We start from the raw sequence: 23,812 nt of genomic DNA on the forward strand, positions 1-23,812 counted from the left end.
TCGGGGTTCTCCGACAGCAGGCCATAGCCCGGGTGGATCGCGTCGGCGCCGCTTTCCTTGGCGACGCGGATGATTTCGGGGATCGAGAGATAGGCGGCAACAGGGCCCATGCCCTCACCGATTTTATAGGCTTCGTCCGCCTTGAAACGGTGCAGCCCCAGCTTGTCCTCTTCCGCATAGACCGCAACGGTCTTCTTCCCTAGCTCGTTGCAGGCCCGCAGAATGCGGATCGCAATCTCGCCCCGGTTTGCAACGAGAATTTTGTTGAAGTCTTGCATCTGTCCTACTGCTTTGGAGTAACTTTCAAGGCTCGACTGAGTAATGAGCCGCGGCGGCGCATGAAATGTCGCCGCACGCGGTCCACCATGGCCCGGACCGGCTCAAGGGCAGTCCGAAAGAGGCGTGTCCATCTCGAGAACGACCTCTGCGCCAAGGCGTGATCTGGTGTCCGACAGGGTCGATCTGGCACGGAAGCGTTTGCCTCCTGGGCCGTTGCCCGGTGACCATGATGCGCACAGGTTACGCCGGGATCGACACGACCCCATCGAGAATGAGCGATTGCATTGCCTTGCCATGCCCGTCGACGCGAAGGGACACGGAGATGCCGCCGCCAAGCCCACGACGCATGACGAAATTCAGGGCATGCGTTCCCGGCAACTCGAAGCGTTCGATCTCCCCCGCCACCACACCGTCGTAGAGACGCTGGACCATATCGACCGTGACTTGCTCCCGGATCACCTCCCAATGCTCGGGCCGGTATGCAATCAGGGATACGTTGACGATATCGCCCTTGTCTCCCGAGCGCGAGAAAGCGATCTCACGCAAAGACACTTCCTTGGTTTTAAGATCTGTTGCCATCTCAGGTCTCCATGTAGGTGATGCGGGTGCTGATCTGTTCTACCGGAATATAGACCGGATAGACGCCCAGTACGGGTTCCACGCGCCGCGACACCCCACCCCCACCTGCGGGCCCTTCGAGGAAGAGCCGTTCAACTTCGAGCGAAATTGTTTCGGCCGCTTTCTGTGTGGCGCAGCGCGCCGCGACACGCAGACGAACCTCGACCGGGTCGCTGTCGTTCTTGGCGCGGAAATGATCGCCGACCATCGTGTTTACACCATGCATGTCTATGCGGTGCTCCTGAACGACTTCGCCCATCTTCGTGATCCGCTCCCGAATGACCCCTTCGGCCAGTTCGGCGCGCACGAGACTCCCGCTCGCGGCGTACGAAATCTCGGCGACAACCTTGTATCCCATGTCCACGGCGACGAGGACCTTCGCAAGATCCGGACGCGGCTTGCCGCGCGCACCCTTGACCTCGACCCGATCCGGTCCGACGACCTTTGCGGTCACCTGCGTGAAATCGGCGACGATATCGGGGTTGGTATAGGCTGCGGGATCATGCACTTCGTACGACACTTGAGCCGCGACGATTTGTTCGTCGACACGCCCCCCGGTCCCTTCGAGCTTGGTGATGATCGCCGTTTTGTCACGCACCTCAGCGTAGGGGAACGGGAGGTTGCCAAGTCCTTCGACCACCCGGTACGGCGGATCAGCGAAGTATCCTCCCGTGACATGCGTCGAACATTCAAGCAGATGCCCGACCAGCGTCGCGTGGGCGACCCGATCCCAATCATCCAACGACCAGCCGAGCGCATGACAGATCGGACCGACATAAAGCGCCGGATCACAAAGCCTGCCACCAACGATCCAGTTCGCGCCGTTTTGAAGTGCTTCAAGCACTTCTTTTGATCCAAGATAGGCATTGGCGGAGTTCACCCGCCCGCCAAGTTCACTGACATGCTTTCCAAGTTCGGCAATGTAGGGGTCAGCGCTGCGCACCTGCTCAAGCACATCATCCCCCTGAATTGCCGCGACCTTCAGGCCGTGGTAACCCATCTCGCCCAGCCTCTCGTGGACGATTTTCGCCCCGGCCTCGACGTTCGCGGCACCGAAACTTCCGACGATTTTCAGACCGTTCGCGACGTATGGCGCAAATTTTTCGAGCAGCTCATCGAGCCGGTCATCATACCCTTTGCTCGAGTCAGCGCGGCGTCTGAGGTGCGCGAATGCCAAGGTGCGCTCAGCCAGCGCGTCGAAGCCGAGATAATCGACCTTGCCACTGCGGGCGAGTTCGAGAGCGGGCTCGAGCCGATCCATAGCAAAGCCGGATCCGCATCCGACCCGAGCTACCTTTTCAGCAGATTTGTCCAACACGGCAAAGCCCTCCTCTGTGCACCTGTGTGACCCGCCACCCTTCAGCCAGGCCCCTGCATTGCATGCCAACACTCGGCTCAATGCATGCGATCCTTGGAAAATAGCCGAGTAAATGGCAGCTTCAGCCCAATATTGCATACGATTATGTACAGATCAAGCGATTTTTTGGCCATTGATCGACAAACAAAGTCGAAATCGTATGCTATTTGTAAATTAAAGCGATAGAAGCTTCCGAAAAGCTTCGATATACTGAACCTAGATCAGACAGTGAAAAACGAGCAGCGAATGAACCGTGAAGAAATGACGTCCGACCAAGGGGCAACGAGTGTTGATCAGATTGTTGGCGATGCCCGTTCAGGCGCTCAGCAACTGTACGAGAACATCCGCAGCGCGATCCTTCGGGGCGAGTATTCCTCGGGTCAGCACCTGACGGAATCCTACCTTGCTCGCCACTTCGGCGTCAGCCGGACGCCGGTCCGCGTCGCGCTCGCCCGTCTCGAAGGCGACGGTCTGATCGAAACCATTCCGAACAAGGGCGCCTTTGTCACCGGGTGGACCGAAGCCGATCTTGCTGAAGTCTATGCGATCAGGATCAGGCTCGAACCTCTTGCCTGCAGGATGGCTGTCGGACGGATTGATGAAGCAACGCTCGATCGCCTGGACGAGATCGCTCTGGAAATGCTGCGTCGACTCGACGAGGCTGAACCGGGCTGGATTGAAGCCTGCACGGAACTCAACGCCACGTTTCACGACGAGATCTTGCAGGCGTCCGGTGCAACCCGGCTGATCGGAATCCTAGGTTCACTGACGGAAGTACTCATCGTACGCCGTACGATCAGCCGGTATCCCCGCGAAGCACTGAAACTGAACTTCACACAGCACATCCAGATCGTGCAGGCGCTCAGACAGGGCGACGCGGATTGGGCTGAAGCCCTGATGGCCGCACATATACTAGGTGGCCGTCAGGCCATTCTCGATAAGACGACCTGAGTTTCAGACCGACCCGGCAATCGTCTGGCGCGACTCTCATACCGCGCCCCGATGGCGCGATGTGCTGCCGTGGATCAGCCCATAAGTTCCGAAATGCGGTTGGCAATCATTGTGGCGATCCGCTCATCTTGCTCCAGCGGTCCGCCTGAGACTCCCACCCCACCAGAGAGCTTTCCACCAGAAAACACCGGCATACCGCCCTTGAAGAGAACGAGGGGTTTCGACTGACTCGTTTCGAGCCCGTAAAGCGGCTGCCCTGGGGCGACCAAAGGCAAATATTCGTCCGATGGCGCCTCCAGGGAGACAGCGGAGTAGGCCTTGCCCGAAGAGGCCTCGATGCTGACGATCCGCGCACCATCGAGCTTCGCAAACGCTACCAAGTTCCGGCCTGCATCCAGGACCGTGACAGTATAGGGATCCTCTTCCCCCGCGAGCCACTGATCATGCGCCTCGGCAATCGCCTGAGCGGCGCACTTGTACGGAATATTCATTGTGGTCTCCTCTCATATTCCTAACTGGTAAGCCGGATCGATCATCTTTGTCGGGCCGATCGGCGCCAGAACACTTTTCTTGCAACATCGACGTTGGCCATACCGACGGTCGAGGCGATTTCAGCGCGCTACGTTGTAATCCTCTTTGATAAGATCGGCACATTTTTCCCCGATCATGATCGATGACGCATTTGTATTAGCAGATGTGATGTTCGGCATGATCGACGCGTCGGCAACGCGAAGCCCCATAATGCCGTGAACCTTCAGACGCGGATCAACGACCGTGCTGGCGTCGTCTTCCGGTCCCATCCGGCATGTGCCGCAGTTATGGTAGGCCGATACGCCGGTCTCGCGGATATGATGCATGACCTCGTCGTCGGTCTCGCATTCCTTGCCGGGGAAGGTCTCGGAGACGATGTATTTTCTGAGTACATCGGTGCGGAATATCTCGCGCATGTACCGGAAGCCGGCCAGCGCGACATCTTGATCTGTTTGCGTCGAAAGGTAGTTCGCGCGGATGGCAGGCATCGCCAACGGATCCGCGCTCGTGATGTGAACGTAGCCTGTGCTCTCAGGCCTGTGCTGGTTCGAGATCATTTGGACGCCCGGGAACTTCTCAAGGCTTCCGGTCGAAACGTCGTTCGAGAATGGCCCCATATGGATCTGGACATCTGGCCGGTCGAGATCGGGCCGAGTCTTGACGTTGGCCCCAACCGAGAAGGGGGGCCATGCGAGCGGCCCTTTGCGATCGATGAGGTAGCGCGCCATGGCAAGCGCCTGCTGATGCGTCCGACCGAGTTGGTCATTGAGCGTGATCGGCCGCTTCACCCGGTGAACCACCTTGGAGCACATGTGATCCTGAAGGTTTTCGCCCACGCCCTTGCGGTCGACCCGCACATCGATGCCGAACGACCGGAGCCGATCTGCGTCGCCAATCCCGGAAAGCTCGAGGAGTTGCGGTGATTTGACCGCGCCGGCGCTCAGGATCGTTTCATGCCCCTTGGCCAGACGCTCGACCGATCCCTGCTTGTAACGGATGCCGATCGCTCGGCCGTTCTGAATTGCCACACCGAGAACATTAGCTTTCGTGACGATGTGCAGATTCTGTCGGCTTCGGTGCGGCTTCAGGTATGCCGTCGAGGTCGATACCCGTCTGCCATCACTGCACGAGACGTCATAGTAGCCAATGCCGTATTGCTCGGCGCCGTTGAACCCATCGTTGCGCGGAAGCCCAAGCTGAAGCCCTGCCTCGATCACCGCGTCGTTCAACTCGTTAGGCCAGCGATTGGAGCGGATCTGCATTGGGCCGCTCCGACCCCGGTACTCCGGATCGCCCCTGTCGTAGGACTCGAGCTTTTTCATGAAGGGCAGTAGATCCGCATATCCCCAGCCAGGATTGCCTGCGTCACGCCAGTCGTCGAAATCCTGCCGGTGTCCGCGAATGAAGACCATCCCGTTGATCGAACTGCTCCCGCCAAGCGTCATACCGCGGGGAACATAAGCTCTCCGCCCGTTCATCCCCGGCTCCTCCTCCCCATTATACATCCAATTGTACTTGGGGTTCTGAAAGAGTTTGACGAAACCCACCGGCATCGACAGGAAGATGCTTTTGTCCTGCGGTCCTGCTTCGAGCAGAAGGACCTTCCACTTCGGATTCTCGCTCAGACGTGTCGCAACGACCGCGCCAGATGATCCTGCCCCCACTACGATGAAATCGTATTCTACCTGATCCACTGCGAATCCCTCCTCGTGCCTCGGGTCTGCGCGATCGCGGTGCAATGTGCACCGCGGCTTCCGTTCGATCAGATGAGACCGCCGTCGACGACGATGGACTGACCTGTGACGTAGCTCGACTCGTCAGACGCCAGATGCACGTTGACCTGCGCAATCTCGCGAGGATGGGCCTGCCGCTGCAATGGGACCGACACCTTGAGCATTGAGTCCCTTGCGTCGACACCGCCAAGCGTTTCGATCACGGGACCGTTGAATGCGGTATCGGTCCAGCCCGGACAAACCACGTTGACGCGGATCTTGTTTTTACCGAGCTCCATGGCCAAGGCTCGACCGAAGGCCACCATAGCGCCTTTTGATGCGGAGTAAGCGGTCATCTCGGGCCCGCCACGCAGCCCGGCTGTCGAGGCGATGATGACGATCGACCCTTTTCCGGCTTTACGCATGTACGGAATGGCGTGCTTTGCCGTAAGAAAGGCGCCACCGGCGTTCACCGCCATGATACGGTTCCAATCGTCCAAAGCCAGCGCATCAGCCTCACCGGAAATCTGCATCCCAGCGCAATTGACCATTGCGTCGACCTGGCCGCCAAATTCGCCTGCCTGAGCATACAGTGCTCTGACGTCGTCCTCCGACGACACATCGCATTTCTGAAAACAGATCGAGTCCTGGAACATGTCTGAGAGTTTTGCACCGGCTTCGACGTTCAGATCACCGACGGTGACTAGCGCGCCCTCTTCGATGAGCAGCTTCACCGTCTCGAAACCAATTCCAGTTGCGCCGCCAAACACTACAACGCGCTTTCCATCAAGTCTACTCGGCATCACATCCTCCTCCGATCTGAACGATATTCCGACCTCCCACGCGAACACGTTGCGCTCGACCGCTGGTCTTGCCACTCTTATTGCATGCAATTTCTCTAAAATCAAGCGAGAAATCGCGTAATATTAGCGTAACGTCACCGTTATCGCATACGATACGGGCGGATGTATCTGAAGGATGTCGGGATTTTTCACAGGCTGCGCTCAGGAACGTCTCACCTGCTTCCAACGATCAGCGTCTTGGCGAAATCGACCCAACGCGATGTCCGGCGCGATAGCGGCCCGTCAGGTCGACTTAGAGCCAACTGGGCCTCGCCCTAGAACGCATCAAGCGTTGGAGGGCGGCGCGAGGCGATGTGCCCGCGCCGCCCTGTATCGGTCAGGCAGTAGCGACAACCTCGAAGGCACCGACTTTTCCGGAAGTGGTCGCAGCACGTACGAGTGCTTCGCTGGTGATCTCCGAACCCGTCAACTCGGCGACGATTGTACCGCGGTTCATCACCAGAACCCGGTCAGCCACCGAAAGAAGCTCCTCGGGCTCGCTGACCGCGACAATCACAGCACGCCCCTGATCGGCGAAGCGCCCCAGCAGTTCATGAATGTCTGCACGGGCGCGAACATCGACACCCACCGTGGGGTCATCAAGGACGACGACGCGCGCGTCCGCAAGAAGACACCGCCCGAGCAACACTTTCTGGCGATTCCCCCCCGACAGCGCCCGCAAGGGCTCATGCGCGCGGTGTGCGAGGCCGAGATTTGACAGGACGGAATTGGAAAACGCGTCCTCCATTTCTTGGGTGACGAAACCGAGCCGGCTGATCTGGGGAAGGCTCGCCGTGACCAAGTTCGCGCGTATGCTCATATCGACCATCCCGGCTTTCGCTCGCTCGACCGGCAGGTAGGTCACGCCGCGCTTCAATGCCTCGGCCGGACTGTCGAAACGCATTTCTTGTCCAGCGGCCCTCAACTGCCCACTCACCGGGCTCCGGACGCCACCGAGAAACTCCATTACTTCATTGACGCCAGAGCCGGCCAACCCGCAGAACCCGAGGATCTCACCAGGCCGGACCGAGAAGCTGATGTCGCTAAGGATACGTCCACTGACATTGCGCATCTCAATGGCCGGGGTGGCATTGGGCTGGGCCGGTTTCTCACGCAGCACGCGCTCAGAGAGAGCGCTGTCCTGAACGACCGCCGCGACCAGTTCATCCTGCCGGCAGCGTTCCTTTGATAGTCGGTCCACGGTCATGCCGTCGCGCAAGATCGTTACTTCGTCGCAAAGCTCCTCGACCTCGTTGAAGCGGTGAGAAATATATACGACGGAGTACCCGCTTTCCCGTAACCCACTGACGACCCGAAGAAAAACCTCGGCCTGCGCCGCATTCAAGGCGGCTGTTGGCTCATCCAAGATCAATGTATGTGCGCCGGTATGCAGGGCGCGGGCGAGCATTACGATCCGCTGTTCAGCAGGCTCGATCTCGCCCGCAGTCCGCGCCACGTCGAGCGAAACACCCATCTCACGGAGGAGTTTTCTCGCGATGACCCGCGATCGGCGAGTGGTGGTGAAGCCAAGTACGGAAGGCTCCCGCCCCATGGTGATGTTTTCGGCCACGGACTGATCCGGAACGATTGTGAGCTCTTGCGGCATGGCGACGATGCCTGCCGCGAGAGCGTCGGGAACCGACCTGAGATCTGTTTCCATGCCATTGACGAGGATGCTGCCACCATCGCGGCGCACAACGCCCGACGCAATCTTGATAAGCGTCGACTTCCCCGCCCCGTTAGCGCCGACGACGCCGTGGATCGTGGCCTTCGCAATCCGCAGGTTGCCTTCGCGAAGCGCCGCAACACCTCCGTACGACTTGGTGACGTTCCTGAGTTCGAGTGCTATCGGATTACTGTTCACGCTTTCCGCGCCGCCCGCGCCAGTAAGACCGCCGAAACTAGAACGGCACCTTGGATAAGATCCTCGACCCAGCTGGGAACCTGAAGGATAATAAGTCCGGTCGACAAGGTTCCCATGAAGATCACGCCAAAATAGGTGTATGCGGGGTAGAAACGGCTTGCACCAGCGGCGCTCCACCCAAGGAAGCAGGCAGCGAACGCAGGGAGCAGCAAACTCGTACCAGAACGCGGGTAATATGACGCCGCCTGCGAGGAAAGCAGGATACCCGCAAAGGCTGCAACGACACCCATCAGGACGAAGGTCAGCACACGGACCCTGTTGGTTCTGATCCCAGCAATTCTTGCTGCTTCGTCGCTGCCGCCGACGGCGTAGATACGACGTCCAAAGACCGTGAAGCTGCTCATAAGGCTAAGGGCAAGCACAATCAGGATCGAGATGACGACGAGTGACGGGAACCCCAGGACCTTCGTTCCCGCGATACCGATGAACGCCGAGGGAATGCCGTCATAAATCGTCTTGTCGTCCCAGATCGACCGTTCGAGCCCGAGCGCCATCGAACCGACGGCGAGGGTCGCGATCAGCGCAGGAACACGACCGAAGGCAACAGTGATCCCGTTGAGGAGACCGAACAAGACACCCGCGCCGAGTGCGAGCAGGATCGAGATGGGCACGGGAAGGCCCATTTCTTTCAGACCGAACACGGCAACAGCCCCTGCGAGGCCCGCGATGTTGCCAAAGGAGAGATCGAACTCTCCGATGGCAATCACCAAGGTCAATGCCGCAGCTACGACGCCGAGAACGGCTGCGTCGGCAAGAATGGCCTGCAATGTACCCATCTGCAGGAAGACACCCGGCCTGAGTACGGAGAACGCTATGACCATGAGAACGAACACGGCAAAAACGCCGTATCGCATCATGAATCCCAAGGAAAAGATGGTCCGTTTGTTCCGAGGAACCGCCGTCCGGTTCGCACGGGACGTGCTTGAGTTTTCATTGCTAGCCATTCTACTTACGTATCCAGTTGGTTAGTTATTCGAGAACGCCGTTGCCCAATCGGCAACGTATTCGTCAAGGTAAGGCTGGACGTCATAGGGCGTCAGGAATTCGTCGCTTTCTTCCGGCAGGTTCTCCTTCGTGAAGATCTCATAGGAAATTTTGTGCCGCGGTGCGGCGCTGTCGAAGGGCTCATCGCTTTCGAAATGGCGAACCAGTTGATCGACCGCCATCAGGCTGACGATCTCCACGGGGCCATCTGCGACCGCGACGAGACGCGAGTTTTCGGCCCACATGTAAGGAACGTTCACTGCATCCGCGAAGAACGAATAGACGACGGTATCTTCCGCACCAGCGCTTTGGATCGCATTGCCGGCGGCGGGAGCAAAGAAGTCGTAGACTGCGATCACAGCCGCGAGATCCGGGTTCGCCGTCAGATAGGTCGAGACCGTCTTGCGCGTATCGCCCACTGCGTCGGTCAGGCTGACGGAGCGCTCGCCCACGATCTCAAGCTCCTTGCCCTCGAGCCCGGCCTTCAAGCCATTGCCGCGGATTTCACCGGCAAGAATGGTTGTGTCGCCAAGGATACCGACCTTTGCACCGTCGCCGAGCTCGGCTGCCACGAATTTCCCAAGCGCCTGCCCGATCGCATGATCGTCGATCGGCAGAGACAGGTCCCATGCGGCTTCGTCTGACATCGGGCACCCGATCTGTACGGTCGGAATACCCTTCTCCTTCGCGAGCTGAAGAGCCGGACGCATCGGCGCGGAATCTGCGCAAGACGTGACGAGCGCATCGATTCCTTGGTTGAGCAGACTGATTGCCGCGGTGTTTGCCTTCGTCGGATCGCCGGCGGCGTCCTGAAGTTCAACGTCCCAGCCAAGAGCCTCGGCCCCGGCGACGAAATAGCTGTAATACCTGCGCTGCATGGCCCCCGCAGCGATCAGGTCAACATATCCGATCTTCTGTGGCTTGACGCTCAAGGTATTCGCTTGCGCCAATGCAGGCTGCGCCGTCAGCGTCGCCAAAACTACGCCGGACCCGAGCAAGCTCATCCGCGAAGTGCGGTAAAAAATAGATTTCATACTTTTCCTCCCATTGGTTTTCATTCGGCCACATAACCATCGATCTAGACAGAGCCCTCCGAACACCGGCGCAGTCAAATCAAGGAAGCCCGCAAATTACGCGACCTCGCGCGTTGGCGGTCCCTCCAAGTCGTTGAGCGTTGCACAGCATTCCGAAAGCGGTTTCCCCACACGCCATAGGGGACCCAGATCGATCTCCTCACAGTCCATCTAGCTTGGCAGAAGATTGCACGCACTTTTTGCTGAAAGCAAGCAAAACTTCGCGTTTTATACGTTTTTTTTTAAATATTGTATTCAATAAGGTGTTCCGCGCCCATGACGTAAAGCAATCAGGCCTGATTGCCCCTCATTGAAGTGGGCCGTCGCCATGTCAGAGAAATCTTTGGACCGTATTGGTTACAAACGTCACGTGCACGACGACACTATCACGCCGGCGGAACGGATTGAGGTCATGGCGGACAACCGCCGGAAGTCGTCACCCGTCAAAGGCTTTCGGCCGCAAGACATGTCAAACGGCCCTTTAATTGCGGTTCTGCGTCAAGCCTGCTTTTCTGTCCGTGCCTGGGTCATGGTCCTTTTCGAGGTCATGGCCTCATGTTGATGTTCGGGTCGGGTGCCTTCAACGTAACCAACGCAGGTGCCTTGCTGGCCTGCAGCCGATTGAACGAGGTCACCGCAACCACCGTCCCGGCGGGACATCACAGGCTTGGTGTCAGACCTGTAATCTCGGGGTCGGGTCAAGCGTCGGTCATGCAGGCAGCTCGTTCCCCCATTCAAAGACTGTCCCGTCGACTCAGATGCAGTGGAGGATCACAGCCAACTTCCGGGCGACAGCGACCTGCGCCTTCTTCATTCCGTTGCGCTTGGCGAGGCGCAGTCCCCATGCTTTCAGTGCGCACCATTTCTTAGTCCAGTGTAGCAGGACACTGGCCGCCTCGATGTGAACAGGCATGCAATTTTGGCTCTGACTCAATTTCTGTGGCGCGGTCATGCCGAATGCTGAAGGCGCGCTAGAAGAAGGTCGATACCTGCAGCGCCATACATCTGCCGTTTCAACATCTTCAGCCTGTTGATCTGGCCTTCTGTCTGGCCGTTGGACCAAGGCTCGCGCAGCGCCGCCGCAACCGCGTCCAGATCGGCGGAGAGTCCGCGCGCAAAGGCTGCCAGTCCGGAGGTCTTTGCTTGATCCAACTGACCCGCCATGGGTCTTTCATCCAGCCACGACCGGAGACCGGTTGTGTTGCTCTTGCCTACGTTTTCTAGCCCACCGGACGTCGGAGTTTCCGACCTTTGTCACGATGGGGGGCTGGCTGCGCCAAAGCACGGACACCCGAACCTTGCGGTCCGGGTGTGCCTATTCCCCGCACATGCGGGGGACGCGCCATGCCTTACGACGAGGATAGTCGCTGAGTTCGGGTTCGGGTCATCCCTGCACATGCAGGAAACTCATTCAGGCTGGCGATGGCCTCCGTTGACCGGAGGCGGGCTGAGCGGGATTTTCCGCGGCTCTTACTCTTAAAATAGGTTCGGCGACTCTCCTGCGGAAACCCAATCCGATCCGGCAAGGTCATTTTTTGTTATCACCTAACGTCAACTCTCGTCGGGTCACCGCCTATTCGCTTACTAACTATCCTTCATTGCTTTTGGTGGCGAGAGGCGACGATAACCGCCTCTCCCATGTGACATGGGTCGCTTCATGCGTGGACGGAAATGAAAATTTGGCTCGCGCCGCATTTTTTTCCGTCGTTGCTCCGGCAGTGACCTGCCGAATGAAGCCTGACCCCCACCACCTGTTCGGCGGTCATCCTCGGGTCAGTCCCAGTTTCTTCTCAGCTGCCTATTCGGCGGCCAACGTTATCCCTCATGGGGATGGGGGAGACGACGACAACCGCCTCTCCCATGTGACATGGGTCGCTTCATGCGTGGACGGAAATGAAAATTTGGCTCGCGCCGCATTTTTTCCGTCGTTGCTCCGGCAGTGACCTGCCGAACTAAGCCTGCCCCCTACTTTCGAGATCGGTGATGGACAGGGTTTCAAGTGCCGAAGTTTCTTTGAGGTTGTCGTCCATGTTTTATATCCGTCACCAAGTTCAGCGGTGCGCCCGTTGGATTTATGACGAAGCCGATGTCGTCGGTTCGTTGCATTTCAACTCGATCGCGGCCTGTCGCTCTCGGAATGCGCGAACAAGAATTGGACGGAACCGGTCGGGCCGCCTATCCTGATAGCCACGCATCTGCGGTGGTGCCGCAAGGAATCCGGAAGGCTCAAGATGACGAGACACCCGCACGATACCGGAGCCGAGGCGCGTTCTGTCTCTGAACACAGCGGCGGCGTTGAGAGTGCGTGGCTGGACGCATTTACCGAAGCGATGTCCAAACCGACGGCTCAGGAGATTGCTTTCTTCGAGAGGCGGCGCGCGCTCGGGCTGGGCGTCGGATTGGATGAGAACGGCGATCTTGTTTACGCCCGCCAGTCTTCTCGCGAATAACCCGAACGTTATTGGAAGCCATAAAGGTTGTCGCGGATCTCATCCTCGAATAGGTCCAGTCCGATCAGATCGGCGAATTCCGCGCCTGCATCCGCTGAAATATCCATGAACTCGACAGGTCCATTTTTCAGATCGGTGAGCATTCCGGCGTATGTTCTGTAGCCGAGGCCGCGCGCGGCGAGTTCCATCCTCAGGCTTGGACCGAGTTCTGGGAGGGCCAATGCAAGATGGCGCTTGAAGCGGCGGATGTCAGACATGCCGAGTGCGATGGTGGCGGGTTGCATGGTCTCTCCTTGAGCATGGGGTTCAGGTTGGCCTTTTGGGGGTTGCCGGGGATATGGGACCTGCGCGCGGTTACGGAAAAAAGTTCGCGCGTTTGCGCGAAAAAGTTGGTGAGTGATCGCGCGGGGCGTTGGTGACGACGCAATTTGGCTCGGTAGGTTCAGCGCCACCGTCGGGGGGCGGGCTGGGACGACCACTGACCACGCAGGGGGCCGTGCAAGTTCGAGAGATTTTGTTGGGAGACGGCTGCAAGGCATGACGCAAGTATGCGCACCGACCTACTGAGTTCTTGACCGGGAAGGCGTAAGCTTCGGCCTAGCGCCAATGATAGGCGATCTCGACGAGCAGGCCGTGGTCGCCGGGGTCGCGGGTTTCGCGGAGGTCGATTGCCTGATCGACTTCTTCTTTAACAAAGCTATTCCACCCAAGAAACCCTGGCGCCGTCCCGGAATTCAGCGACGACAGGGCGTCGGCGCGTCTGCTGAGGACGCCATAGTTTTCGTTGCGCAGGTCGTCGAACATCATTTTTTTCAGGACCGGTCCGGCGGATTCGGGATCGCTGCAAATTTTACTGGCAGTGGCTTCGTCCAGCGAAAGACGTTCGGCGGTAATCCTTACCAGAGTTTGGTCCCAGTTCAGCTCTTTGTGGAGCCACTTGGGCGTGGCGTCGCTGTGATCCGCGCACCAGCTCTTGTCCTCGCGCTGCGAACACACACCGATGACTTCGAGGGAGGGGCGTTCAGACTCGCCGAACTGCATTTCGACATAGTCGTAAAGGTGGATTTCAAGGTCCGCCACACTGACGGCCTCACCCAGATCGAGGTCGGCTTCAGTGATGAGCAGGCTCTTATTGCCGTAATGTGAACTCATGATCAGTTTCCTTTTTCTTGCGGCGGTTGCGCGTGGGAGGGGCAGCCGCGCTAAACGTGTTCCGGAGATGGCTAGCCGCACGATCCCGTTTTGGCCACGCTCTGGACTTGGTTTGACCTCTTTTGCGACGGGTTTTTGGAGAGAGGAGCAGGCGCGGTGTTTGCGCGCCTGCAGTGCCGCGAATTTGTCTTCACGACGACGCGGACGGGGTCCGGCTCGATAGGGTGAACCACAGGACCTCAGTGCGACCCTGCCATCATGAACGCTTCGATTGCCGATGGAGAGCCCCGCGCTAACGTCGTCGCATAACGCGTTTCAGGCAGCCGCGCGGGAGCCGATCAGGCGTAGCTATTCGCGACCGGTGAAGGCGCCGGACGAGACCTCTGCATCGGAGCCTTGCATTGGGCCGAGAGCCGCAACTCCTCCTCAAGGGCAGGGCGATGCTCATCGACGAGGCCCATCAAAGCTGCGACCTTCTCGCTATCCGCTTTTTCACGGAAGCTCAGCTGCAGATAGACGTCGGCGTTGGCACAGTAGGCCTTGATGACCAGTGGGCTGAGCTTCGGGTGCTTGGCCTTCCTGGAAGGGGCGCGAACCCTGAGGTCGAGATAGGAGCCCGCGCGGTCGGAAAAGCGGAAGGTGATCCCCCCGCTGCATGTCCGGGACAGGACCCGCAAAATCGGGGCGTCGAAAAGTTTCAAGAGATCAAAAACCGCGAGAAGGTCGGCGTCGTCGAAAGCTTCAAATGAAGACATGCGTAAGTTCCTTTTCAGTGTTGGTGCGGAGGGGGAAGAGGAAGGAGCGCCGATGATCCGACTTGCGCGGGACCTGTCGGTCTCAGAGTTGAAGACTGGGGCGACTTGCTAGCGCCCATGCGGGAACGCGTCCGAACTCGCGTGGCGCGGGCGGAGGTGTTGCCTGCCGACTGAATCTGCAGCAGGCTTTGCGATACCGCGTGAGGTTCTCGTAAATTCGGATGACGTCAGGGTGATGCTACCGAGGAAACGGAGTGCGTTTCCCCGGAACCTGTTTTGCGATGATCAACCTGAATGCGATGCCGCCCCTGTCCGACGCGACTTCAAGGGCGGTTTGCCAGTTTGAATAGTCGCGACGGAAAGTCTCATTGGGATGCTCTTGCGCGAGCTTCGCGTGCGTTTCAAAATCCCTCGCGAGCTTCTTGGCCGTGCTCACCCCCAACGTGCCGCTGCAGGCCGCGAGCTCGATGAGTTGAGAAAATGGCCACAGAGGCCGAATGTGGCACGATTCAAAATATTGAGAGCTGGCATCCGACTTCTCGTCGTTGCTGCCGTATTCGAATTCCTTCTTCGCGATCGCCAGCTTTGCAAGCTCCCTCAAAAAGTCGTTGTTGTAGCAATAGGAGCCGGCTTCGAAGTGGTAATGTTTTTCGAATTTGTAGAATTTGTCGTGTTCGAGATCCAAAGCATAATGTGCGAAATCAGGATCGATCGCGGGAACAAAAGCATCGATTGATTTGCCGGTGCCCATTTCGATCGCCTTATCGCCGTAGGCGAAGGCGTCGACGCGGCGAAGGTTACTAAAAGCGTGAACGGTAAGACCCATGGTGTTTCTCCAGATAATATTGGGTGTTGATTTCGAGAATTTTCTCGATGGGGGGTAGATTTGGACAAGCTGTATCGATCTGGCTCCGTGCAAATCGCGAAGCTCAGCGGCAGATTTTTGAATATCTGCCAATATTGTAAGGCAAGGGGAAAGGGGGAGGCGCCTTGCGTCAGGATATGGCTATAAGAAGCTCTGTCTCCAAAACGAAGATATTACGTCAAAGAGAGAAGCGTTTATATTTGAAACCATACCGGCACATGACTGAAGTGGCCGTTTCTTCGAACGCGAGTCTGGTTTTCCGGCGATCAAAGATGGTTAGTGAGGCTAGTTCATTTTTAGTTTACCTTTCAGTTTGGGAGGATAATTTCCGAGCGAATAGGTTGCGGTTCAGTTGATATTGGTAGTGGCTACCGGTTGCGTTTTCGATTGGCCACAAAAAAATATCTGGTTTGACCTCTCTCTTATCAACGCCCAGGGGCCGGTTAAAAAGGATGGTAACGGGGTAAAGGAGCGACATGATGGGCAGGCGAGGCACGCGCTCCAGCTGCTGTCTGATGGGGTTTGTGATGTCCGGCTGTGGATTCGTAGGCTGCGGTGAAGGTAGCGTGAGCGCTACGGCGGGGTGTTTCTTCATTCATTGGTTTATCTTTTTAGGTTCGGGGCGTTAAACAACATGCCGCGCGGTGTGGTTCGGGTGGTGACGGCGCTCGGAAAATGCCCTGCGCCGAGGGAAGAGATATCGCCGAAAATCGTTTTCGAGAAGATTTTGAGAATGGTTTGACCTCTTTTTTTGGTGACGGCAGGTGACGCCACCTTGGGTGGGACGAAGGGTGCGGCGCGCGTAGCGAACTCTTTTCGCCGCATCCGGATGTGAGGTGGGCCTGGTCGGAGGCCGCGGAAGGAAAAATCTGCAGAAATTTGAAATTTCCTCGACGACGAAGAAGCGCCAGGCCGGGAGATCCCGGCCTGGCGCTCTTTTTATTAAGCTTGGATGCGGCGCCGAAGCGCGGACACCTGACGCTCGGCGGTCAGCTGATCTAGCACCGTTTGACGGAGGTGGCGAAAGCGGCGAAGTTGCTCCCAGAGCCGCCGGATCGCCTCGAGCTCCGGGTCGAGGAAGGCAAAGTCGTCGGTATCGGAGTTCAGCGCGATCTCGCGGTAGCCCGGAACGCGGCTCGCAAGCGTGTCGAGCACCCGGGTTTGCAGCAGGTCCAGAGTGGCCTCATCGCCATCGCGATAAAACTCGCCTGTGAGAAGCGCCTCAAGCAGGGCGCGGATGCGCGGTGCGTCCTGCTTTAGGTCGAGGGGACTCTCTTCAAGAGCAGTCTGGAGGGCGCGCGCCGCCTCGATCGCCGCGCGAGCTGTGGTTTCAATGTTGGGCTGGATTTGTGTAATGGTCATGAGAGACTCCTGTTTCGATCTGCTGGAGCGCAGATCGTTCAAGGTCGCGCCGCCAACTGGTGGGGGCGGCGCGAGGTGCGGTCAGGCCGCTTGCTGGCGTCCGCGCGTGTCCGCGCGCTCTTCCGCCTGCAGATCCGCGAGGCGATCGGTATATTGGTCGGTGAGAAGGCAGATTTCTGCGACGACGGGGTCGTTGGGGTCGAGGTCGGCGAAATATCCCGCCTCGAGGCTGTTGAAGTCGTCCACGAGCTCGAGCGTAAGCAGGTCCGAGACCCACTGGAGCTGCCGCCACAGCGTCCGGGAAATCGGGGTAGGCTTCGCCAGATCGCGCGTGAGGGCTGCTACGCGATGCGCGGCCTGGGGACCGCCGAGGCGCGTGGCGGCGTCGCGAAGCGCTTCACGATTTTCGGTGAGGAACTCGGACATCAAGATGCGTGCAACGGGAATGTGGTGATGGTGCATGGGACAGATCCTTCTGTCGTGCCCGACGGATTTTCCGCGGGCTTCAAGAACGGCCCCGCTAGGGAGCCATTTCGATTGGGTCAGACTGGTGAAACGTGACGCAGCTCAACGGAGGCGAGGTTCGCTTTGACTGGCTGAAAGAGCCGCTGGGGCCGTGTGATGGCGCTTCGCTTCGAGAGCGCCATCGACGGGTCAGGGGCTTAGAGGCGTTTGTTCCTCAAGCGGGGCTTTTTCAGCGGCCGTATGCTGGGCGAGCAGACGTTTTTGAACCAAGAGCATCCGTTCGAACGCCCGGCCTCTCAGAGCGCCAAGCACTGGGGTGCGCAGGTCCGGGCAAACGCAGAGCGCGGGGTCGTTGGTTCGGATCACGCGCGTGCGCGAACCGAGGAAACCGGTCGCGCGGTCGAGGCCGCAAGCCATTGCGGCGTTGAGCGCCAGCGCGATCCCGAGCGGGGTGCGGGCTTTTTTGCGGCTTGACGTTCCGTAGGCAATACAGAGCCAGCGCTGACCGTGCTGGTGTGAGACGGCAAGCACGAGACACGGACGGGGCTTTGGGCGCTCCTCTGTCGCCCCCTCTCGTAGCGGGAAACGATAGGAGATGATGTCGCCCGCTTTGATGGTTTCAGACCAAGGTTTCGGGCGCGGCTGTTTGGCAGGGGGCGTCTTGGAGGTATCAAGCATGTGTCAGTCCTTAGTGTCGGAATGACGCACGAGGTTCGAAGGAGCCGTAATTGGCTTTTCTGTCGCGCGTCACACCGAGCGCGCGACAGAAAAGCCAATCGCAGGCTACTTCTCTATTACTCTCTGAGTTTGCTGCCTGTTCGTGGGTCGCCGTAGTCATGGTCCCATACGGCACGGTGCGGAGGCGGACCGATCAGCACAGCTGATTTTGGCCCGCTAGAACCTTGGCCCGGTGCCCCTCCGCAGGGCGCGTTCAGGCCGATCCGCCGCCATCCTGCGCATCCGTTTCTTTTCGCCAGTCTTCGCACCACGTTTGTCGTTCCGGGGGCCGATTTGATCGATGAAAGGTGTCGATGAAAATTTTTTCGAATTTTTTTTTCATCTTTCGATTTTTGTTTTTCCGCGACCGCTCGACTTCCCCTTCACAACAAACAGGAGAAGTCCTCATGACCATTCACGCCCCCTTCGATAAGCCGACCTGCAAAGTCTCTTCCGCGCTCGATCAGTTCTTCACGCGACCCGAGATTGCCAAAGCCTGTTACGGCCGCCTTGCGGAGCTCTATCCCGTCCAGGCCAGTGATCTCTGGATCGAACCGTCTGCGGGCTCTGGTGCGTTTCTCGATCTGATGCCGAAGACGAGTATCGGGCTCGACCTCGCTCCCGCCGCAGATGGCATCACCTACGCAGACTATCTCGAGTGGACGCCGCCGCGCGGGTTTCAGCGTCATCTGGTTGTCGGCAATCCGCCGTTCGGTCGGAACACGAGCACAGCGGTCGCCTTCTTCAACCGGGCCGCGGAGCATGCGCAGGTGATCGCGATGATCCTGCCCCGCTCGGTGCGCAAACCTTCGGTGCGGCGCAGGCTCGACGCGATGTTCCATCTCGTCGATGAAACCCTTCTGCCGAGCGGGGCTTTCTTGCACGAGGGGAAATCCGCCTCCGTTCGCACGGTGTTTCAGATCTGGGAACGCCGCGACCACCCGCGTGTCGAGGCGCCGGTCTGCACCAGCCATCCGGACTTCGTCTTCTGCGATGCCGCTGAGGCGGAGTTCGCCATCCGCCGCGTGGGCAGCGTCGCGGGCCGGATTTTCGACGATCCTGCGCATCGCTCGCCGAACTCACATCTCTTTGTGAAAGCGGCCGACGGTGTCAGTGCGGAACGGCTGCGCGACCGCTTCGCGCAGCTGGATTTCAGCGAGGTGCGCGAAGATTCTGTCGCGCATTACTCGGTCGCAAAGAGTGACGTCGTTGCGCTCTATGAGGCGCTGGTCGCCGCAAAAGGGCAGACTGCGAGCAGTTTGCTCGATGGCAGTGACCGCGACGCCAAGGACGCGTCTCGCGAGGATCGCCCGAAAGGCGTCGAGAATAAGGCAAGTTGCCAAGCGCGGTGCGAAGCGCAGCGCTCGGAGCCCAAGCTGCGGTCCATCAGCGAGAAAGCGTCGCCCGATGTTCCCCCGCAAAATTCGAGTCAAACCACTCCGGAAACCTCGCCCCGCCTCGCGCGGCCCGCTAGGACCCCGGCTGTGCGCACCTATCACTTTATCAAAACAGGACAAAATATCATGCAAGGCAAAACTAGGGTCTCTGAACTGAAGACTGCAAATCTCTCGGTGCGGAATTTCGAACTCTACGCTCATACCGAGGATCTGCTCTTCCTCGAAGCGGAACTCGTGTTTGAGCTTGCCGCTACGCGCGTGCAGGTCGTCGCGGAGATCACCATCACTGGCGAGAATGTCTCTGTGCACGCCGAACGCATCGAGGACGAAAAGGGCCTGCCTGTCGTGGGAGAGCACTTGCTGGCGGTCGTTATCGCCAATCGCCGGGAGGAGATCGCCGATCTCGTGCGGGCTGCGGTCATGACGCGTGCTTGATGACGAAGGCCTTGCGAGTCCATCGGGTTCGCAAGGCTCCTCACCGGAGGCGCGAGACAACGCTCTGCTTCTCCGATTTCCTGATACCAAACCAAAGGCAATCAATGCTTCAGTATCCCATCACCAACTGTCTTCTGCTTCCCGAAGACACTATCGATGAAGGTCAATTTGACATCGATCCCGTCGAACGGCGTGACGATCGCTGCTACGACGCAGAAGAACTCGAAGATTTTCGTTACGAGATCGAGTTCCACCTCAATATCCTTCTCGACAACAAGGCAGGCTACTGCTGTGTGCTCGGCTTCGCCTCGGAATGGCTCGATATCTCATTCGTGGAGCCGCCTCCCGCCTATTGCTCCCACATCCCCGTCGCTCCGAAATTCATCAAAACCGGAGAAACCTGGGACGAGACGATGAACGCTGTCGATGCATATTTCGGTGCAGATCCTCAGTGCGGCGCGAAAACCTTGGAAGAATACGAGCGACAGACGCGCGAATTTCGTGAGGAGCAGAAAAAGCTGGACCGGGCCATCGCGCATCTTCGCATCGATGAAGAATGGGAAGAGGCGAAACGTCTCGAAAGGAAATGTCGAGAGTTGGCCGAGCCGGTTCGGCCGGGGTTTCATCGGCTCGACGCCTTCACGGGGGACCCGGTCGAATGGGCGATCGATTTCGGCACCGTCTATTCACGCGAGCGGCTCCTTCTCGAGGTCACCTTCGAAGATTGGCCGGTACTGAACTCTGCTCAAGTCGCTGGCCGCTGAGAAGAGAAAGTGTCGCCTGCGGCTCAGGGCGTTGAGAGCTAACGCACTGACGCAGGCGGCGACTCTGACAGAAGAGTTCCGGAATGCGTATCGAGTGGTGGATCGCTGCTCAGCATCGGGTTCAGAGCTGCGAGAGGCGAGTTTCAGGGGATGCGGTGCGCTGAACCGATATGCGTATGAGTTGCGCAGGGCTACGCCGACTTACAGGACTTCAACCAGCTGCACGGTACTGGTCCTGCACATTTTTCAGAGTGCGCGGTGGCCCTCGCCCCTCCGGCGATGCCGAATTTTCGTTATCGAAAGCATGAGTTACGCGGTTGTTCGGGCGGCGTATATCCTCATGTTGCGGCGGATCAGGCCAACGCGACGCGGCATCTTGAAAGTTGATAGACCTCAGCTGCGCCAGGATGTCGGCATCGTGTTTCAGTCCTACAACTTCTTCCCGCATATGACTGCAGCGGAAAACTTGATACTGGCGCTGCGCAGGGTCTTATCCGCGCTTCGACGCGGTTTGTTTCGACGCGTCCAGACGGTCGTCCCGGTTCGCCTCGTGGCCCGTCTGAAAAGATTGGCGCTCGATGATCTCGAACCCCAGATCGCGCACGGCGGGGCGTGGGTCCTGACCTTCGAAACGTGCCAGCAAGGCCTCTGCGGCGGTGCGGCCGAGAAGATCGCGATCGACCCGCACCGTGGTGAGCGACGGGGCGATATCGGCGGCGAAATCTTGATCGCCGAAGCCGATGACCGAGAGCGTGCCGGGCACGTCGATCCCGCGCACCCGCGCTTCGATCAAGACGCCGTGGGCCAGCAGGTCCGAACTGCAGAAGATCACGCCGGAGCGGAAGCCGTGAATGTCGATAGCCTCCGCAAGCGCAGCGCGTCCGGCGGCAAGGCTTGCCGGGCCGGGGCAATCGACCCGCGTTACCGGCTCGCCGCCGTCGGCCTCGAATTCACGGGTGAACGCCTCGCGGCGACGATGCGCGCGCGAGTCATTCGCGGTGACCGTTGCAGCGCGCTGACTGCCAGCACTGCGCACGAAGCCGGCCACGGCCCGCCCGGCTTCGGGGTGGCTGAAGCCCACGCAGATATCGATCGGAGTGTCGGTGATGTCCCAGACCTCGACCACGGGAATATCGGCGCCGATCAGCATCCGCTTCGATTGCGCGGAGTGGTGGATGCCCGTCAGCAGCACCGCGTCGGGGCGGCGCGAGAGGTGGGTCGCGATCAGCGCCTCTTCGATTTCGGGCGCGAACCCGGTTTCTGACAGCAGGATTTCGTAGCCATTCGCGCGCAACGTCGCGCTGAACGATTGCAGCAGCGACGAATAGACGATGTTGGTGAGCGACGGCACCAGAGCCGTCACCAGTTTCGAGCGGCTCGAGGCAAGTGCGCCCGCCACGGCGTTGGGCACGAAGCCGGTGGTGCGGATCGCCTCGCGGATTTTCTCGAGTGTCGCGGGCGAGACCTTGGACGGGTCCGAGAGTGCGCGCGAGACCGTGACCTGCGACACGCCGGCAATCCTGCCCACGGTCGCCATGGTCACGCCGCCGCCGCCGCGACCGCCGGGGCCGCGCTTTCGGCTTTGCTCGGGATCCGTATCCATCATGCCCATCGTTTTTCCCGATCTGCGCGATTTGCGCAACCATTCCGCGCTTAGCCGGGCTGCGACGGATTGGCCGTCTCCGCGTCCCGCTTTGCGCGGCGCGACAGGTAGATCGAGCCGGCAACCGACCCCACGATCAAGAGCCAAAGAACGACCGCGATCCAGCTCTTGGTGAAGAAAATCGTGACCGAGCCGAAGCTCTCCAGCGTCTTGACGAAATAGACTTCGGCGGACGGCCCCAGAATGAAGCCGATGATGAAGGGCGCGACTTCGAGGCGCAGCTTGGTCATCAGCCAGCCGAAGAAGCCGAAGATCGCCAGTGTCCAGACATCGAACATGATCCCGTAATTGATCGTATAGGCACCGATCACGCACATCATAAGGATGACCGGGAACAGGATGTGTTTCGGGATCGCGACGGCGAGGGCGAGGTAGCGGATCGCGAAATACATTGCCACGAACATGGCGATATTCGCGAGCAGCATGCCAAAAATCATCATGTCCCACGTCGCGGGGTTGTCGGTGATGAAGAGCGGCCCGACCTGCACCCCTTGCAAGGTGAAGGCCCCGATCAGCAGCGCGGTTGTGGAGTCGCCCGGGATGCCAAGCGACAGAAGCGGCACCAGCGCGCCGCCGGTCAGGCCGTTATTGCCCGACTCCGACGCGATGATGCCCGCAGGCTCGCCCTTGCCGAAACGCTCGGGGTGGCGCGAGAAGGTCTTGGCGTTCGTATAACTCAGGATCGACGCGGCCGAGCCGCCAACGCCAGGCAGGATTCCCACGAAGGTGCCGATCCCGGAGGAGCGGATCAGGTTCACGATCTGGCCTTTGAAGACGCCGAACGAGAAGCGCGAATGCGCGCCGACCTTGATGTCGCTCAGCGACTGGCCCTTGGGCACGCCATACTCGGCCTCCTGCAGGATCGCCGCCAGACCGAAGAGGCCGATCAGCACCGGCAGCAACGAGAACCCGTCCTGCAGCCAGTATTCGGTGCCGGGCGGGATCAGGCGCTCCTTGCCATTGCCGCCATTCGAGACGTCATACGTGCCGATCAGGCTGATGAAGATGCCCAGCACGCCCGAGAAAATACCCAGCAGCATGTCAGACGACAGCGCGGCCATCACGGTGAGCGCGAAGAAAATGATCAGGAACTTCTCGACATAGGAGAACTTGATCGCGAAGTCGGCGAGAACCGGTGCGAACAGGAACAGCGCCAGAAGGCTGAGAATGCCGCCCACGAAAGACGACACGATGCCAATCTTGAGCGCCTTTTCTCCTTCGCCGCGCAACGCCATCGGGTGGCCGTCGAAGGTGGTTGTGATCGAGCTTGGCGTGCCCGGAATGCCCAGCAGGATTGCCGGCACCAGCCCCCCCGATATGCCGCCCACATAGAGGCCGAGCAGTAGGCCGAGGCCGTTCACCAGCCCCAGCGAATAGGTCAGCGGGAGGCAGACTGCGACCGCCATCGTGGCGGTCAGGCCCGGGATCGATCCGAAGATGATGCCGACGACCGTCCCCGAGACGGTAAGCAGCAGGAAGAGCGGCGTGATCTGGTCGAGAAATTCCATGATGCGGT

Annotated in this window: 22 protein-coding genes and 2 pseudogenes; 5 read left to right on the plus strand and 19 right to left on the minus strand. The window is 59.2% G+C overall.

Features of this window, described 5'->3' with window-relative positions; all coding sequences use genetic code 11:
• The 3 genes from B6V72_RS17200 to B6V72_RS17210 all read right to left on the minus strand — a co-directional run.
• Positions 1-278 (minus strand): biotin carboxylase N-terminal domain-containing protein (locus B6V72_RS17200; protein ID WP_146696213.1); only part of this gene is annotated, 278 nt, incomplete at its 3' end.
• 241 nt (positions 279-519) lie between these two features.
• On the minus strand, positions 520-858 hold the full coding sequence (locus tag B6V72_RS17205; protein ID WP_206185808.1) for a hypothetical protein: 339 nt from the start codon (positions 856-858) through the stop codon (positions 520-522).
• A 1-nt stretch (position 859) separates the two neighbouring features.
• Positions 860-2,212 (minus strand): acyclic terpene utilization AtuA family protein, encoded by a 1,353-nt coding sequence (locus tag B6V72_RS17210; RefSeq protein WP_168173073.1) that lies wholly within the window; start codon positions 2,210-2,212, stop codon positions 860-862.
• Between the two features lie 288 nt (positions 2,213-2,500).
• Between B6V72_RS17210 and B6V72_RS17215 the strand changes: the two genes are divergently transcribed.
• The gene (locus tag B6V72_RS17215) at positions 2,501-3,205 is read left to right on the plus strand and encodes a GntR family transcriptional regulator (RefSeq protein ID WP_088736124.1); all 705 of its coding nucleotides are present in this window, start codon (positions 2,501-2,503) and stop codon (positions 3,203-3,205) included.
• A 74-nt stretch (positions 3,206-3,279) separates the two neighbouring features.
• Here the strand turns inward: B6V72_RS17215 and B6V72_RS17220 are convergent, their stop codons facing one another.
• From B6V72_RS17220 to B6V72_RS17250, 7 genes and pseudogenes are all read right to left on the minus strand, one after another.
• A complete protein-coding gene (locus B6V72_RS17220; protein WP_088736125.1) occupies positions 3,280-3,696 on the minus strand; it encodes a heme-binding protein in 417 nt (138 codons plus the stop codon).
• 120 nt (positions 3,697-3,816) lie between these two features.
• On the minus strand, positions 3,817-5,430 hold the full coding sequence (locus tag B6V72_RS17225) for a GMC family oxidoreductase N-terminal domain-containing protein (protein WP_146696214.1): 1,614 nt from the start codon (positions 5,428-5,430) through the stop codon (positions 3,817-3,819).
• A 68-nt stretch (positions 5,431-5,498) separates the two neighbouring features.
• On the minus strand, positions 5,499-6,251 hold the full coding sequence (locus tag B6V72_RS17230) for an SDR family NAD(P)-dependent oxidoreductase (protein WP_088736127.1): 753 nt from the start codon (positions 6,249-6,251) through the stop codon (positions 5,499-5,501).
• 376 nt (positions 6,252-6,627) lie between these two features.
• Positions 6,628-8,154: a sugar ABC transporter ATP-binding protein gene (locus tag B6V72_RS17235; RefSeq protein ID WP_168173074.1), complete on the minus strand. Its 1,527-nt coding sequence runs from the start codon at positions 8,152-8,154 to the stop codon at positions 6,628-6,630.
• Complete coding sequence (locus B6V72_RS17240; protein WP_088736129.1) at positions 8,151-9,158, minus strand: ABC transporter permease; 1,008 nt, start codon at positions 9,156-9,158, stop codon at positions 8,151-8,153. Before B6V72_RS17240 ends, B6V72_RS17235 begins: the two co-directional genes overlap by 4 nt.
• A gap of 21 nt (positions 9,159-9,179) precedes the next feature.
• Positions 9,180-10,256 (minus strand): substrate-binding domain-containing protein, encoded by a 1,077-nt coding sequence (locus tag B6V72_RS17245; protein ID WP_088736130.1) that lies wholly within the window; start codon positions 10,254-10,256, stop codon positions 9,180-9,182.
• 963 nt (positions 10,257-11,219) lie between these two features.
• Positions 11,220-11,390: pseudogene (locus tag B6V72_RS17250) on the minus strand (ISL3 family transposase); the annotation flags it as partial.
• Positions 11,391-12,502: 1,112 nt separating this feature from the next.
• Between B6V72_RS17250 and B6V72_RS17255 the strand changes: the two are divergent.
• A complete protein-coding gene (locus B6V72_RS17255; protein ID WP_088736131.1) occupies positions 12,503-12,721 on the plus strand; it encodes a hypothetical protein in 219 nt (72 codons plus the stop codon).
• A gap of 8 nt (positions 12,722-12,729) precedes the next feature.
• Here B6V72_RS17255 and B6V72_RS17260 read toward each other — a convergent pair whose 3' ends face one another.
• The 7 genes from B6V72_RS17260 to B6V72_RS19020 form a co-directional block, all read right to left on the minus strand.
• Complete coding sequence (locus B6V72_RS17260; RefSeq protein ID WP_088736132.1) at positions 12,730-13,005, minus strand: hypothetical protein; 276 nt, start codon at positions 13,003-13,005, stop codon at positions 12,730-12,732.
• A gap of 313 nt (positions 13,006-13,318) precedes the next feature.
• Complete coding sequence (locus tag B6V72_RS17265; RefSeq protein WP_088736133.1) at positions 13,319-13,873, minus strand: hypothetical protein; 555 nt, start codon at positions 13,871-13,873, stop codon at positions 13,319-13,321.
• A 338-nt stretch (positions 13,874-14,211) separates the two neighbouring features.
• Positions 14,212-14,628, minus strand: coding sequence for a hypothetical protein (locus B6V72_RS17270; protein WP_088736134.1), 417 nt, complete (start codon positions 14,626-14,628; stop codon positions 14,212-14,214).
• 238 nt (positions 14,629-14,866) lie between these two features.
• Positions 14,867-15,454 (minus strand): hypothetical protein, encoded by a 588-nt coding sequence (locus tag B6V72_RS17275; protein WP_088736135.1) that lies wholly within the window; start codon positions 15,452-15,454, stop codon positions 14,867-14,869.
• A 981-nt stretch (positions 15,455-16,435) separates the two neighbouring features.
• On the minus strand, positions 16,436-16,855 hold the full coding sequence (locus tag B6V72_RS17280; protein ID WP_088736136.1) for a hypothetical protein: 420 nt from the start codon (positions 16,853-16,855) through the stop codon (positions 16,436-16,438).
• A gap of 81 nt (positions 16,856-16,936) precedes the next feature.
• Positions 16,937-17,317, minus strand: coding sequence for a hypothetical protein (locus B6V72_RS17285; protein ID WP_088736137.1), 381 nt, complete (start codon positions 17,315-17,317; stop codon positions 16,937-16,939).
• A gap of 192 nt (positions 17,318-17,509) precedes the next feature.
• Entirely contained in the window at positions 17,510-17,998 is a 489-nt protein-coding gene (locus B6V72_RS19020) for a hypothetical protein (RefSeq protein WP_146696216.1), read from the minus strand.
• 446 nt (positions 17,999-18,444) lie between these two features.
• On the opposite strand from B6V72_RS19020, the gene B6V72_RS17295 reads away from it, so the two are divergent.
• From B6V72_RS17295 to B6V72_RS19415, 3 genes and pseudogenes are all read left to right on the plus strand, one after another.
• On the plus strand, positions 18,445-19,869 hold the full coding sequence (locus tag B6V72_RS17295) for a hypothetical protein (RefSeq protein ID WP_088736139.1): 1,425 nt from the start codon (positions 18,445-18,447) through the stop codon (positions 19,867-19,869).
• A 104-nt stretch (positions 19,870-19,973) separates the two neighbouring features.
• The gene (locus tag B6V72_RS17300; RefSeq protein WP_088736140.1) at positions 19,974-20,633 is read left to right on the plus strand and encodes a hypothetical protein; all 660 of its coding nucleotides are present in this window, start codon (positions 19,974-19,976) and stop codon (positions 20,631-20,633) included.
• A gap of 397 nt (positions 20,634-21,030) precedes the next feature.
• Positions 21,031-21,123 (plus strand): annotated as a pseudogene (locus B6V72_RS19415) (amino acid ABC transporter ATP-binding protein); the annotation flags it as partial.
• On the opposite strand, the gene B6V72_RS17305 reads toward B6V72_RS19415, so the two are convergent.
• Together B6V72_RS17305 and B6V72_RS17310 are read right to left on the minus strand one after the other, a co-directional pair.
• The gene (locus tag B6V72_RS17305; RefSeq protein WP_240497753.1) at positions 21,124-22,239 is read right to left on the minus strand and encodes a LacI family DNA-binding transcriptional regulator; all 1,116 of its coding nucleotides are present in this window, start codon (positions 22,237-22,239) and stop codon (positions 21,124-21,126) included. It lies immediately after the preceding pseudogene.
• Between the two features lie 47 nt (positions 22,240-22,286).
• Positions 22,287-23,804, minus strand: coding sequence for a tripartite tricarboxylate transporter permease (locus B6V72_RS17310; RefSeq protein WP_088736141.1), 1,518 nt, complete (start codon positions 23,802-23,804; stop codon positions 22,287-22,289).
• Between the last annotated feature and the right edge of the window lie 8 nt (positions 23,805-23,812).

This window comes from Thioclava sp. F34-6 (assembly GCF_002213235.1).
In the GTDB taxonomy this organism is placed as follows: domain Bacteria; phylum Pseudomonadota; class Alphaproteobacteria; order Rhodobacterales; family Rhodobacteraceae; genus Thioclava; species Thioclava nitratireducens.

Bases quoted from the DNA above. Each gene is read 5' to 3' on its own strand.
- B6V72_RS17245 (WP_088736130.1), bottom strand. From the start codon at position 10,256: ATGAAAACCAATGGGAGGAAAAGTATGAAATCTATTTTTTACCGCACT.
- B6V72_RS17275 (WP_088736135.1), bottom strand. From the start codon at position 15,454: ATGGGTCTTACCGTTCACGCTTTTAGTAACCTTCGCCGCGTCGACGCC.
- B6V72_RS17310 (WP_088736141.1), bottom strand. From the start codon at position 23,804: ATGGAATTTCTCGACCAGATCACGCCGCTCTTCCTGCTGCTTACCGTC.
- B6V72_RS17220 (WP_088736125.1), bottom strand. From the start codon at position 3,696: ATGAATATTCCGTACAAGTGCGCCGCTCAGGCGATTGCCGAGGCGCAT.
- B6V72_RS17205 (WP_206185808.1), bottom strand. From the start codon at position 858: ATGGCAACAGATCTTAAAACCAAGGAAGTGTCTTTGCGTGAGATCGCT.
- B6V72_RS17265 (WP_088736133.1), bottom strand. From the start codon at position 13,873: ATGAGTTCACATTACGGCAATAAGAGCCTGCTCATCACTGAAGCCGAC.
- B6V72_RS17260 (WP_088736132.1), bottom strand. From the start codon at position 13,005: ATGCAACCCGCCACCATCGCACTCGGCATGTCTGACATCCGCCGCTTC.
- B6V72_RS17270 (WP_088736134.1), bottom strand. From the start codon at position 14,628: ATGTCTTCATTTGAAGCTTTCGACGACGCCGACCTTCTCGCGGTTTTT.
- B6V72_RS17240 (WP_088736129.1), bottom strand. From the start codon at position 9,158: ATGGCTAGCAATGAAAACTCAAGCACGTCCCGTGCGAACCGGACGGCG.
- B6V72_RS17295 (WP_088736139.1), top strand. From the start codon at position 18,445: ATGACCATTCACGCCCCCTTCGATAAGCCGACCTGCAAAGTCTCTTCC.
- B6V72_RS17215 (WP_088736124.1), top strand. From the start codon at position 2,501: ATGAACCGTGAAGAAATGACGTCCGACCAAGGGGCAACGAGTGTTGAT.
- B6V72_RS17255 (WP_088736131.1), top strand. From the start codon at position 12,503: ATGACGAGACACCCGCACGATACCGGAGCCGAGGCGCGTTCTGTCTCT.
- B6V72_RS17300 (WP_088736140.1), top strand. From the start codon at position 19,974: ATGCTTCAGTATCCCATCACCAACTGTCTTCTGCTTCCCGAAGACACT.
- B6V72_RS17230 (WP_088736127.1), bottom strand. From the start codon at position 6,251: ATGCCGAGTAGACTTGATGGAAAGCGCGTTGTAGTGTTTGGCGGCGCA.
- B6V72_RS17280 (WP_088736136.1), bottom strand. From the start codon at position 16,855: ATGACCATTACACAAATCCAGCCCAACATTGAAACCACAGCTCGCGCG.
- B6V72_RS17305 (WP_240497753.1), bottom strand. From the start codon at position 22,239: ATGATGGATACGGATCCCGAGCAAAGCCGAAAGCGCGGCCCCGGCGGT.
- B6V72_RS17285 (WP_088736137.1), bottom strand. From the start codon at position 17,317: ATGCACCATCACCACATTCCCGTTGCACGCATCTTGATGTCCGAGTTC.
- B6V72_RS19020 (WP_146696216.1), bottom strand. From the start codon at position 17,998: ATGCTTGATACCTCCAAGACGCCCCCTGCCAAACAGCCGCGCCCGAAA.